Genomic DNA, 13232 nt, shown 5'->3' on the forward strand with positions numbered 1-13232 from the left:
TTAATAAAAATAACGTTGCTAAACTGCAACGTTATTTTTATTAATATGGTCATTATAGCGAGCTCCAACACTTTGTCTCTATAATGCGACACGTCTCGTTATTGCGACACTTATTGATGCCTTAACAAACTATATTTCTCCATTTTTCGATATAGGCTAGCTCTATGTATGCCAAGCATTTCTGCCGCTTCAGTTCGATTCCCTTCACTGGCCTTTAATGCCCGGATGATTGCCGCTTTTTCAGCCCTTTCCAATTCCTCTTCAAGAGAGAAGGATGAAACTGAAACATCTGTATGCCTTTCAACATGGTCTAATAAATAAGGGGGAAGGTGCTCTAAACAGATTTCCGGACCATTATCTGCGATATGAAGAGCACGCTCAATGACATTTTGCATTTCTCTCACGTTACCACTCCACTGATAACGACGAAATAAATCCTCTACATTAGGGTGAAAGCCACTTATGCTTTTACCAAGCTCATTATTTAATTGACCCAAAATAAGATGCGCCGTAGTAATGATATCTTTGCCTCGCTCCCTCAAAGGTGGAATCGTAATATGAATCACATTTAGGCGGTAATAAAGGTCTTCTCGGAACTCTTCATTTTTAACCATTTCCTCTAACGGACGATTTGTTGCTGAAATTAACCTGATATCAATCTGATTAGTCTGACTGCCGCCAATTCTTTCAATTTCTTTTTCCTGTAAGACTCGTAATAGCTTTACCTGCATATTGAGAGGCATATCGCCGACTTCATCTAGAAATAACGTTCCACCCTGGGCTTGTTCAATCTTTCCGGGTTTTCCGCCCTTTTTCGCTCCCGAAAATGCCCCCTCCTCATAACCAAAGAGCTCAGATTCCAATAAATTATCTGGTATAGCGGCACAATTAAGGCTTATAAACGGTCCATCAGAACGGTTACTGGCTTCATGAATTGCATGAGCAAACAATTCCTTTCCTGTTCCACTTTCTCCTCGAATCAATACCGTTGAGCGACTAGTAGCCACTTTCAATGCTAAATCCTTTACTTCTTTCATTCGCTCATGCTCGCCTATAATCTGGTCAAACGAATATTTGGATCCTCGCACTTTTTTCAATTCCGGTTTATAAAAGTCCTGCATGCTTTCAGTTACGTTTAGGCGCTGAACCAATGTTTTTAACTCGTTAATATCCGTATATAAAACCTTACCTATAGCCCCAACAACCTCCCCCTCTTTCCAAATAGGGGTACGCATGACAATAATACTTTTATCCTTTACTATCATAAATGAGCCAATTTCTGATTGCCCCGTTTTCACAACAATATGCATACGTGTATTTTCAATTACTTTTTTGACGTGCTTGCCAATCACATCTTCAACTTTAACACCGAGGAACTCACCGTAAGTTTGATTCATCATTGTTATTAGCCCCTGTTTATCAATCATGATAACCCCGTCATATAACAGTTCTATAATTTCCTTTAATTGTTCTACCTCTTTTTCCTTTTGATCAAGCAGATTATGGGTATGTTTTAATTCTGATATTTCATGAAAAACAGAGATAGCCCCAATAAGCCGACCATCCTTATATATAGGAGATTGATTTGCAACAACAACCCGACCTTGGATACGTTGCTGTACATTGACAAGTGTAACTTCGTCCAACAAAACTTGATGCAGGGTTGAATCTTCTATAATGCTGGTAATATGCTTATTTAGCATCTCTTTTTCAGACATACCAATAAGATCACATCCTGATGTATTACACATGATAATCTTACCGTCTCGATCCACTATGATGACACCGTTATAAATCCCCTCAACAATCTCAGTCCATCCTTGTGAAATGTGACGATTAATCACGCCTAACCTCTCCTTTTAGATCCTCTATCAAAAATTTGTATGGTCCATACTTATTCGACAAAAACCAGAATCTTCCTTCCAAAAAGCCTAAGCTCTCTTTTAGTTAGCTTTGCCGTGTACTTTTGCATGACGCTGCGCTACAACTTCCGGATTATTACACATCATATTCTTGTTAGGATAGCGCCCTTTCGAATAACGGAAATAAAGGGCAAATAGCTGGTTCCATTATTTATTGGAACCAGTTTTTGATTGTCAAATTAGTGCTATTATGACTAGTTAACTTCTAATCGGGTAATTTTACTTTTCCTTGAAATCGTTGTTAATGTATTTTACAACGTAAGGATTACTAAAAATAAAAAGCTCAATTTCTCAGTAAAATTGAGAAATTTGGGCTTTTTCGTTACTCCATTAAAGCACCTTGAAAAGCAACTGGATTAAGCTTCGAATTTCTCTTCAGATTAACCAAATATTCTTCTTAAACCTATTCAACAAAAATGTGCTTACTTTAAATTTTATATTTTATGAAGTATTATTAGTTTAGCGAATAAAAAACTAAATATTTTTTATATTCATACTACTAGGTATTAAATTTGTTACGTAAAAAAATCACCAGATCATCTAATAACAAATGATCCCATCATTTTTATCATCGTTCGAAAGGGGAAAAAGAGAGTTTTGGGCGATATCATTTATTGGAATTAGGAACTAATTAGATATTTCCCTATTTTTAGGTAATACAAATAAAAAAAGGAGTGACTAAAGTGAAATCACAAGTTATTCAATCTTTTGGGAAACCATCTATATTTCAATTTAAAGAGATTTCAGAACCTGAACTGAAACCTGGACATGTACTTATTCAAGTAAAGGCTACAAGTGTAAATCCTATTGATACGAAAGTCCGTGCTGGTGCAGTTCCAGCCGTTGCACCCGAGTTTCCAGCAGTATTACATGGAGATGTGGCAGGGATAGTATCTGCAGTGGGTGAAGGAGTAACCGAGTTTAACATTGGTGATGAAGTGTTTGGATGCGCGGGTGGATTTAGAGGGACTCACGGCGGTGCACTTGCAGAGTTTATGCTGACAGATGCCGATTTACTTGCTCATAAGCCGAAAAATTTGACGATGGAAGAAGCTGCGGCTTTACCATTAGTTTCCATTACCGCTTGGGAAGCATTATTTAATCGAGCAAGGCTTATTCCTGGACAAGATATATTGATCCATGGAGCCACTGGGGGTGTAGGACACATCGCCATTCAACTAGCCAAATGGAGTGGAGCAACAGTCTATACAACTGCCTCTTCGCAAGAAAAGATGGAGATTGGCACACGCCTTGGTGCTGATGTAGCAATTAATTATCGAGAAGAAAGCGTTCACGACTATGTACAAAAATATACAAACGGAAGAGGATTTGACATCGTGTTTGACACGGTAGGGGGTGAAAACCTTGATCGCTCTTTTGAAGCAGCAGCGGTACATGGAACGGTAACAGCCATTGCTACTCGTTCGACTCATGACCTCTCCCCCGTGCATTCGAAAGGACTTTCGCTTCATGTTACCTTTATGTTGTTGAAAATATTAAACAAGGACATGCATAATCATTATGGAGAAATTTTGAAGAAGGTTGCTAGTTTGGTTGAGGAAGGGAAGCTGCGTCCACTATTGGATTCAAACATTTTTACGTTTGATGAAGTTTCAAAAGCCCATGAGTACATGGAGTCAGGCAAAGCGGTAGGAAAAATTGTTTTAAAAAATTGTTGGTAATACTATTGCAAATTTGAAATGCCTTAACAACTTTACGTTCATTTAAAGAGTAGATGGGCATTAGAATCTGTATAAGATTCTCTATGTACCGTCTGCTTTTAATTTTAATTACCGTAAAAAAAGATGTTGTTCAATTTTATTGCCCAATTCATTGAGAAGAGCGCATTTCTAACTAAAGAATTGCGCCCATTTGTGGAAGTTCAAGATTGTGATTACTGCCTTTTGCTTGTTAACACTAATTTTAATGAAATCACGAAGGAAGATCTAGTTGCCACGATACTCCAAACCGGTCATTTAGCCAACCAAACCTTTGACTAAAACCGTAATTACCAATTGGCATAAGTGCTTGTCCACCCTCGATAAGTTTCTCATAAAGGTTGTTAATTTCTTCTTCAGTATCACAAGTAACAAATATTGAAAATGAAGGAGTAAAGGAAAACTGATGCTTCACATTACTGTCAATGCACATAAATTCTTGCCCTTTTAAAGAAAAAGTAGCTTTCATGACAGTTCCTTCGTCTCCAGTTTCATTAGCTCCATAGCGAACAATACTAGTAATTTCAGAATCGTCAATGATTGATATGTAATAATTCATCGCTTCTTCTGCTTTACCATCTTGAAACATTAAAAACGGTGTAACATTTACCATTAAATACCAACTCCTGTAGTCACTTAATTAATTATTCATCAATTGATAAAATGAATGTACGTAAGGTAACTTAAATTTAATAATGCCCCTCTATAAAAATAATTTTATCCGAGTCACACTTTTTCTTTAGCCAACCTGCGCCGATGTATGAACATCAACCTTTATAGCTGATATATCCAGTTTCAACTAGTTCTTTGAGTCCCATAAACATTAAGTTCCAACCATGTTCAGACCCATCATGATACTCTCCTAGAGCTTTTTCAATATCTGCTTTTTTCCAGTTTTCTTCTGGAGCAACGTGTATGAGTTGGGTAAAAGTCATTTCACAGCCTGTAGAAATTTCTTTTATCTCAACAGTTATTATATCTTCTAACTCACTAAATTGAGGCATTTTAAAAGTAAATACCAATTTTTTTGGAGGATCAATTTCAAGGTACTCACCTACTGCTCGATAATCTTTTCCCTCTCTATGGTCGACGATCTCCCAACCTCCACCTACTTTGGGATCATTCTGTGCGACCTTGTTCGTCCCTTCTAATGTAAAAAACCACTTTTTCATCATTACAGGATTCAACCATGCGTCAAAAACTCTTTCAGGTTCTACATTAAATTCTCTTTTCATTTTTAATGTTGTAGTTGAGATTTTATTCATAAAATTCTCCTTCCGATGTTTTAGTGTTCTTTCTTCTTGGCTTTCAATAACTCACTTTCCAGAAGATCAAAACGATTGCTCCAAAATTTCTCATAAAATTGGAGCCATTCTTTAGCTTGAGATAATGATTTAGTATTTAAGCGACATATGTGAGTTCTTCCATTTACACTCCTTTCCACTAATTTTGCTCCCTCAAGAACCTTAATATGCTTTGAAATCCCAGCAAGGGACATATCAAAAGGCTCTGCTAATTCAGAAACTGTTCTTTCTTTTTGCGCCATCATATGAACCATTTCTCTTCTTGTTGAATCAGCTAAAGCATGAAAAATTTTATTTAAATGATCATTATTATGGTTAACCATGTAGTTAAATATAACAGAGATAATTTTCATATTCAACTATTTAGTTAAATATAAAACATATCACTTTATTTCTTTTATTCCCATTTACTAAAGAAAAGTTGAATTTTCGATCTTCTATAATACGGCTCTAAAATGAAAATGGACGCATATCCTTATTCATGGATAGCGTCCTATTATGGAATAAAGGTTTAAATAGTATGTTCGAACTGCGACATAATAACTTTTTCTTAAACTATGGCTACTTTAAAGCTTAATGTAGATTCTTGACTAAAGGGTACTTGCCACTGAAAACGGCTGTTAATTGAACTATAGTTTACAGTTAGCAGGTTTATTTATATGAAATAGAACATGTTTTCTTAAAGGACTATCTTTCTTAACATTGGGGTGATTGAAAGTTTTAATAAAATTCATACCAATTTTTATCATTACGTTTTTCGAAGGCTTATTAACATCAGCTGTAACACTATAAACATCACTAAAACCCAATTTGTTAAATCCATATTGTAAACAGGCTGCAGCACCCTCAGATGCATATCCTTTTCCCCAAGCCTCTTTCTTCAAGCGCCATCCGATTTCAATACACGGTGTAAAATCAGCCTCAAAGGTTGCCCTATGAAATCCTATAAACCCTATAAACTCTTTATTTTCCTTTACTTCCACGGCATATAACCCAAATTCACATTCTTTAAACTCGGACAAAATTGATTTATAAAACACCTTTGTTTCTTCGGATGATAAGGTTTTAGGAAAATACTTCATAACCTCTTCATCCTAATTTAGTCGACTAAATGGCTCTAAGTCTATTTCTTCCCAGTCGCGTAATTGCAATCTCGATGTTTCTAAATATATCATTTTACACCTCTGAAAGGAGTATTATTGGATGGCTATCATACTATCCTGCCCTCAAATGTATCTTACCCCAGAAAAAATGGACTGGTTTTTGATATTCTTTTTAAAGAACTTATATTGACCTCATAATTATTTCCATATGTTCTAGGTGATGGGATTTCTTCCTTTGGCCCATAAAATAACAGTTTAAAATCATCATCTTTGTACTGAACTACGAAAAAGTCATCGAATTGGTCGAATGTATTTTTATTGATCGTAATAAAACTATTATCTTGGGCAGTTGTTTTAACACTAATTCTTCTACCGTCTTTTATGACATCATATCCATGTTGATTGGTCACTTTAGCTAGTTCTCCATTTGTGTAAAGAACACAAAAGAATTCACCTAGACGACCTATAAGATGCCTTAATTCAGTTGCCTTGTATCCAAGTACATTCATTTCAAATCGTAACATTTCCAAGTATTCTTCATACAACTTTTTAATTTGTGAGATTCCTATTGAACCCTGTTTAATAGTTTTATCCTTATAGAGAAGAAGTAGCCCATTATCCCACTCACCAACAACAGATTCATACTCAGCCCCTCTAGGTTTGTGAAAGATTAGTCCAGTATAAGGATAATTTTCACCTACATATCTATATGTACTTCTATTGATGTATATAAATAGATGTTTATTAAAAGATATCCCGCTGTTATAACGGTTATAACAATAATCTGAAAGTATTATACTACTTGGATTTGTATTAAATTTTGTTATTAATTTATCTCTTATCTCTATAGATGTTAGAGTTTCACCTTTTTTTTCTTTAAGAACTTCTATAAGTTGGTCATAAATAGTTATCGTAATCCTCTCCTCATGATGATCGATTAACGCCAGATTGTTAAAGTTGTTTTTTAGTCATAGCTACAACCTTGACTTCCTCAACTGTTAAAAATACAATTTTCTCAATCAAACTATTAATCACTTGAAATAATAGGGAAGGAAAACCAAGTGAAACAGCTCCAACGTAAACTAAAATTACAATTCTTCATAACCTCTATTATACTTCCTTTGATCTTCCACAATCTAGGTTGAGAATGATTAAGTGGATATTCTTGTTCTTAGATAGCACCCTTTAATCACACTGAGGTTAATGTAAAACTATACTTTCATTTATTTAAAGAAGTTCCTATTTTAGAAATTTTATTAACGTTGTCCACGACAATTTTTAGATGAAGCTCAGGTACCCTTTTATTTGTAAATCACTTGTTTATACAACACAAATTGCCCTTAACATAAAGAAAGAGCGTAATTCTTGCTGATTCTTGCTTCAGAATTGCGCCCAAATATTAAGGTAGGTTATTATTTTTTTTGAATAAGACCAAATCCAATACCCGTTGGATCTACTAAGTATGCTAGAAAAAATTCATCAAACTCCATCTTTTCTCGAACTACCATTGCACCATTGTCTTTTGCTTTGAAGATAGAATCATCTATTGAATCAACTTCTATTTGAATACGTGTTCCATGAGGAAAATCATTAGGTCCTTTACTTACTCCACCGCTCATTCCAGTTTCCTGAGTGCCTATTTCCGTAGAAACAGTCCAATAATCCCACTGTGGTTCGGAGAAATCCCGTCCAAAAACCCTGGAATAAAATTTTGTTGCTTTTTCCGGTTCTTGACTGCTTAATTCAAATCCTACAACTTTTCCCATTTTGAATTCCCCTTTCGAAAAATATAAAATCACTTAACCCAGTAATTCTCTGTTCTCCAATACAACACCTTTTTCTTATTGAATGGAATTGCTATTTTTGGGTAAACTCGGAAGTTTAATTTAACACGTTGAAATCTTTCAGGCCTCCATAAAATGGCCCTATAACGAAAGTAAGCGCTGTTCCTTTTTACAGAAAGTCGCCCGATTACTAAAAAAATTGAGACACGAAGAGCTGCAAAAATTATTCCTCTGCTACTCTGCTATTGTGCTAAAACTATCTGTTACTTTAAATGTTTGTTTACAAACAAGATTAATTTCACTATCGTACTAATACGCACAAGTTGCTTAAACACGTTTAAGCTTTATAAATGGTCTAGGAGGTAATTCAACACGGATGGTATCACCTGGTTTCACTTCTCCACTCTGCAATATAACTCCCATTATTCCTGCTTTTCTTATTAGATTTCCGTCTGAATCCTTATCCAAAACAGCCTTTAAAAGACCCTGTTTAAAATTATCAATTTGAGCACATGGATTGCGTAAGCCTGTTACTTTAATACTTGCAGACTCACCTATAAATAATGTCGTGTCAGTAGGTAATTCAAGAAGATTTATTCCAACAGTTGTTATATTTTCACCCATTTGTCCAGGTTTAATAGTAAAACGGTCTGCTAAATCTTTGAATAACTCATTTTGAATTAAATGCACTTGTCTTAGGTTCGGTTGGTTTGGATCTTGTGCCACTCTCGATCGATGTTTAACCGTTGAACCAAAGTGTCCATCGCCTTCGACCCCGAAACCCTTCACTAATTTTATAATTTCTTGATTTTCTTTACTAAACGTATGCTTCTTACTTAAACTAACCGCTATGACTGTTCCTAAAATTGAACTCTCTTTTTCTTCACCAAACATTCAATCCTCACAGCCTTCCTTTTTAAACTCTCTGTTTTTCATATTCAATAAAGATTTAATTATTCCTTTTTCTTCTAACCTATTCTATAGATTAAGTACACTTCTTCACAATCCTTCTTAGCACAAAATTTAAGCTAAAGAATTTCCATCAAGAAAAGTGTGCACAGACTTCATTTTTTTATTTTATCTAGATTGTTCTAGCTTTCTTTTAACAGCCCTCGAGCCCTTGATACACAAGACTTAATTAATCTGTAATTATCTAATTTAACTCAGTTTATTTACTTGAATCCTGCTGGCAGCGTAGAGGGTCAGGGGTTCGAGCCCCCTATTCTCTAGACAACGAAAACCCTTGCGCTGCAAGGGTTTTCGTTGTCTCAAAAGTGAATTTTTATTATATGTGTTAAAAAATTCTTTTCAAAGCAGGGAGCTTCATCTTGTAGAAACCTCTTCAAAATACTCTTCGTGAACAGTACACGAAATTTCTCCTCTATCGTTCCCACTAATAATTTCCCATCAATTTGGACAAAGACCTTCCCATACAACCTGTTGATATTTTGCTAGATCTGTATCTCCTTCTGTGCTTATGAGTAGTACCCGAGAGTTTGAATCCAGTGAAATCTCTTGGCACACTTTCGGGTCGTCTGCTAGTTTTCTTAAGTAGTAAAGGACACCCAATGTTACTGCACCTGACTCTCCCGAGATAACACGCGGATCGCCCTGCATTGGATTCCCGTATACCCGCATTCCTAGGGCAGCAATACTATCATGACAAGATAATGCACCAACAGCATAATGACGCAATAACTCAAAAGCTCTTGTATTCGGTTCCCCACAAGCTAATCCCGCCATAATGGTATTCATTTCTCCAGTGACGATTTCTCTGCTTCCTTCTTTAGTTGAATACGATCGATAATAACAATCAGCTTGATCTGGTTCAACCACGACAATGATTGGAGGATTATCCCGATAATAACGAACCATATATCCAGCAATGGCCGCAGCAAATGAACCCACCCCTGCTTGAAGGAAAATATGCGTTGGTGGTTCTGCATCGTCTTTTTTCAATTGTTCCACAATTTCCGTTGCCATCGAGGCATAGCCCTGCATAATCCAAAGAGGGATTTCCTCATACCCATCCCAAGCAGTATCCTGCACCATTATCCAGCCATTTGTATCAGCTAAATTTGCACATAACCTAACCGTGTCATCATAATTGATTTCTGTAATATCCGCAGTAGCTCCTTCATCGCGGATGGCAGTCAAGCGCTGTATGGACGAACCTTTTGGCAAATAAATGATACATTTATGTCCAAGCTCCCTTGCTGCCCAAGCGACACCTCTTCCATGATTTCCATCTGTAGCTGAAATAAAAGTTAATTCACCTAGCTTTTCTTTGATTTTAGGAGATTGTAATTTTTCGAAGGAAAGATTCTCAATATTCTCACCTAGTTGTTCAGCTAAATATTTCGCAACAGCGTAGATCCCACCCATTACTTTGAACGCATTAAGACCAAATCGTTGGGATTCATCCTTTACCCTTATATCAGCAATGTTTAAGTGCTTAGCTAATTGCTTTAATTGATACAAAGGAGTTTCATTGTAGGATTTATGTGTTTTTTGAAATTCAAGAACTCCATTTATATCTTTTTCTGCAAATGCCGATAATTCCTCTTCGTTATATTCAGGTGAATAAAAGTTGTTTTTCGCAAACCTCATTACGGAATTTACTGTTTTCTGCATTTTAAGAACCTCCTATTATTGTATTGCGATGACCTCTATCTCAATTAGTCATTACCTGCAAGATTGCTAACTACGTCAAGTAATACATTAGCTCCAGCTACTAAGTCTGTATCTTTTGTATATTCCTTAGGATTATGACTAATCCCATCGATACTTGGAACGAAGATCATCGCTGTTGGGCAAACACGAGCCATCATTTGAGCATCATGTCCCGCGCCAGATGTCATTCGTTTTGATTGGAGTCCGCACCCGCTAGCAGCTTGCTCTACCAGTTTAACGATTGTTTCGTCAAAAGAAACTGGCTGAAAACGTACTAGTTGTTCAGAAGTAATGGTTACTTCATCAGAAGAAGCTAGTTCTTTAAGATAGTTTGCAAGTGCTTGCTCCTCATCTTGCAATCTCTGTTCGTTTGGATCACGCAAATCAACAGTGAATGTTGCAAAAGATGGAATGACATTAACAGCATTTGGCTTAAATTCAATCGTTCCAACTGTTGCAACAGTTTGTCCATTAGAATTGTTCGCACGATCACGTAAATATGTGATCACCCGTGCCGCCGCAAGTCCCGCATCATGTCGCATATTAGTTGGGGTAGTACCAGCGTGATTTGCAACACCTTCAATCGTAATGCGCTGCCATGAAATACCTTGAAGATTCTCCACAGCACCAATTGGAATCCCCACGTTCTCAAGAATTGGACCTTGTTCGATATGAAGTTCGATATAAGCGTATGGCTTAATAAACCCAGGGTCCTTCGTGCCAGCATATCCAATACGTTCAAGTTCTTCGCCCAAAAGTGTTCCATCCGTTCCCACCGTTGCAAGTGCCTCATCAACAGGGAGTCCACCAGCAAATACAAGGGAGCCCATCATATCAGGGGTATATCGTACACCCTCTTCGTTCGTAAATGCTGCAACTGCAATTGGACGAGTAGGAATAAAACCTGTCTCCTGCAAAGTGTTTATGATTTCAAGCCCAGAAAGGACTCCATAGCATCCATCAAAAATACCAGCGTTAATGACTGTGTCAATGTGAGAACCGATCATAATTGGTGCTTCATTTTTGTTTTCGGGACTATACCAAATGCCAAAGATATTACCGATTCTATCGATCATAACCTCCAATCCAGATTCCTTCATCCAAGTAACAAATAGGTCCCGGCCTGCTTTGTCTGCATCTGATGCTGCTAATCTAGTAAGTTTGTTGTCATTGTCCCGACCTATTCGGCCAAGTTCTTGAAGACGGTTGAGTAGTCGGTCTGATTTGATTGATAGATTTAAACTAGTAAATGTCATGTTCAGTTCCCCTTTTAAAATGAAAATAAAACAGATGTAAAGAAATTATTATTTTGATGATTATTTTTTTTAAATGCAACAATTGTGTTAATATTAAGTTAATATTTGTTAGAATAATACTATTATTGAATAGAAAAATATAAATATATTGAGGTTTTAGTTATGCAAATGAAAAACTTCATGATAGATGAAAGCTTAAAAGAGCTTACAAAACATCATACAGTCGTTATGCCGATTGCATGTTATGAGACTACCATAAAACAAAATATACATGGCTATATTCCACTTCATTGGCATGACGAAATTCAATTTGTGTTAATCGTAAAAGGGGAAGCGATTTTTCAAGTTAATGAAGATCAGATAGTTGTTCGAGAAGGCGATGGACTGTTTATAAATAGTGGATGCTTACACAAGGCACAAGAAAAAGATCAGTCGGGTTGTATTTATATTTGCTTAAATATTTCACCTCATTTTGTTTTAGCGCAAGAACTCTATACTCCTTATGTAAAGCCCTATATTCAAGCTACGAATTTCCCTTACTTATATGTAGATGCAAACCAGCTTTGGGGGAAAAACATTTTAAATGCAATTATGGAAATACATCAATATATTGAGCAAAAACCAGCGTACTATGAAATTGATATATCGATGCAGCTAACATTCATTTGGAAAAATTTAATCGTGAATGGTATTCAACTGGAATATGTTCAGACAGAAATAGTAAAGGGCCATAGAATGAAACAAATGTTAAGTTATATACATCAGCATTATCCAGAAAAAATGATGCTGGAGGATATTGCAAGGGCTGGTCAACTAAGCCGTTCTGAATGCTGTCGATATTTCAAGCGGTATTTAAATAGTACACCTTTAAATTATGTAAAAGATTATCGAATCCAAAAAAGCTTATATTTACTGCAGCAAGGTGATCTTAATGTTACTGAAGTTGCTTATCAAGTTGGTTTTAATAGTACAAGCTATTTTATTGATTTATTCAGAAATTCCATGAACATGACTCCATATGCATACAAAAAATTAAGATAAATAATTCATAGTGTGGATATGTTAGAAAGGAACAGCTCTCTTTCATTAATATAGACATGTGTCCTTGAATCTGATCAAGGGCATTAGATGGTTCTAATTAAAACCAACTGCTGCAGCTTTTTATTTTTGATTGCCCAAGAGTAAAAACTTCGTAAAGAATTTAAGCGCCGGTTAATGGTTGAAAAGGCCAGTGGTTTCATGTTAGTTGGATTTAACATTTCACGGATCCACTTTCGAATATCGGCTGCTGTTACAAAACATTCTGGCCGAATATGTATATCATTAAAAAAGGAATGTAAACCATTGCTATAAGAAATAATGGTATTTTGTTATTTTTTGTGCTTAGTTAATATAAAAAAATAAATTAATATTACATTGTGAAAACTGTTCTTTGAAAAAATCAACAATAGAGGTATATGTACGTATTCAGT

Annotated in this window: 13 protein-coding genes; 2 read left to right on the plus strand and 11 right to left on the minus strand. The window is 35.9% G+C overall.

Annotated elements, in window-relative coordinates:
• Positions 1 to 110: 110 nt before the first annotated feature.
• On the minus strand, positions 111 to 1844 hold the full coding sequence (locus tag V7122_RS10135) for a sigma 54-interacting transcriptional regulator (protein WP_335355267.1): 1734 nt from the start codon (positions 1842 to 1844) through the stop codon (positions 111 to 113).
• Between the two features lie 761 nt (positions 1845 to 2605).
• On the opposite strand from V7122_RS10135, the gene V7122_RS10140 reads away from it, so the two are divergent.
• On the plus strand, positions 2606 to 3604 hold the full coding sequence (locus tag V7122_RS10140; protein ID WP_335355268.1) for a zinc-dependent alcohol dehydrogenase family protein: 999 nt from the start codon (positions 2606 to 2608) through the stop codon (positions 3602 to 3604).
• A 250-nt stretch (positions 3605 to 3854) separates the two neighbouring features.
• On the opposite strand, the gene V7122_RS10145 is transcribed toward V7122_RS10140, so the two are convergent.
• The 9 genes from V7122_RS10145 to V7122_RS10185 form a co-directional block, all read right to left on the minus strand.
• Positions 3855 to 4253, minus strand: coding sequence for a VOC family protein (locus V7122_RS10145; RefSeq protein WP_335355269.1), 399 nt, complete (start codon positions 4251 to 4253; stop codon positions 3855 to 3857).
• 154 nt (positions 4254 to 4407) lie between these two features.
• Entirely contained in the window at positions 4408 to 4905 is a 498-nt protein-coding gene (locus V7122_RS10150; protein WP_335355270.1) for an SRPBCC family protein, read from the minus strand.
• A gap of 20 nt (positions 4906 to 4925) precedes the next feature.
• Positions 4926 to 5297: an ArsR/SmtB family transcription factor gene (locus V7122_RS10155; protein ID WP_335355271.1), complete on the minus strand. Its 372-nt coding sequence runs from the start codon at positions 5295 to 5297 to the stop codon at positions 4926 to 4928.
• A 276-nt stretch (positions 5298 to 5573) separates the two neighbouring features.
• On the minus strand, positions 5574 to 6026 hold the full coding sequence (locus V7122_RS10160; protein WP_335355272.1) for a GNAT family N-acetyltransferase: 453 nt from the start codon (positions 6024 to 6026) through the stop codon (positions 5574 to 5576).
• A 155-nt stretch (positions 6027 to 6181) separates the two neighbouring features.
• Positions 6182 to 6958, minus strand: a complete 777-nt coding sequence (locus tag V7122_RS10165) for a DUF7225 domain-containing protein (protein WP_335355279.1) — start codon at positions 6956 to 6958, stop codon at positions 6182 to 6184.
• A 501-nt stretch (positions 6959 to 7459) separates the two neighbouring features.
• On the minus strand, positions 7460 to 7813 hold the full coding sequence (locus V7122_RS10170) for a VOC family protein (RefSeq protein WP_335526539.1): 354 nt from the start codon (positions 7811 to 7813) through the stop codon (positions 7460 to 7462).
• Positions 7814 to 8158: 345 nt separating this feature from the next.
• Entirely contained in the window at positions 8159 to 8725 is a 567-nt protein-coding gene (locus V7122_RS10175; RefSeq protein ID WP_335526540.1) for an MOSC domain-containing protein, read from the minus strand.
• 513 nt (positions 8726 to 9238) lie between these two features.
• Entirely contained in the window at positions 9239 to 10465 is a 1227-nt protein-coding gene (gene dpaL, locus V7122_RS10180) for a diaminopropionate ammonia-lyase (RefSeq protein ID WP_335526541.1), read from the minus strand.
• A 44-nt stretch (positions 10466 to 10509) separates the two neighbouring features.
• A complete protein-coding gene (locus V7122_RS10185) occupies positions 10510 to 11760 on the minus strand; it encodes a Zn-dependent hydrolase (RefSeq protein ID WP_335526542.1) in 1251 nt (416 codons plus the stop codon).
• Positions 11761 to 11922: 162 nt separating this feature from the next.
• Here V7122_RS10185 and V7122_RS10190 point away from each other — a divergent pair, with 162 nt between their 5' ends.
• On the plus strand, positions 11923 to 12801 hold the full coding sequence (locus V7122_RS10190; protein ID WP_335526545.1) for an AraC family transcriptional regulator: 879 nt from the start codon (positions 11923 to 11925) through the stop codon (positions 12799 to 12801).
• 83 nt (positions 12802 to 12884) lie between these two features.
• Here the strand turns inward: V7122_RS10190 and V7122_RS10195 are convergent, their stop codons facing one another.
• The gene (locus V7122_RS10195; RefSeq protein WP_335526598.1) at positions 12885 to 13121 is read right to left on the minus strand and encodes a site-specific integrase; all 237 of its coding nucleotides are present in this window, start codon (positions 13119 to 13121) and stop codon (positions 12885 to 12887) included.
• Positions 13122 to 13232 lie beyond the last annotated feature (111 nt).

The organism is Bacillus sp. JJ1532, from assembly GCF_036965085.1.
Lineage (GTDB): Bacteria > Bacillota > Bacilli > Bacillales > Cytobacillaceae > Cytobacillus.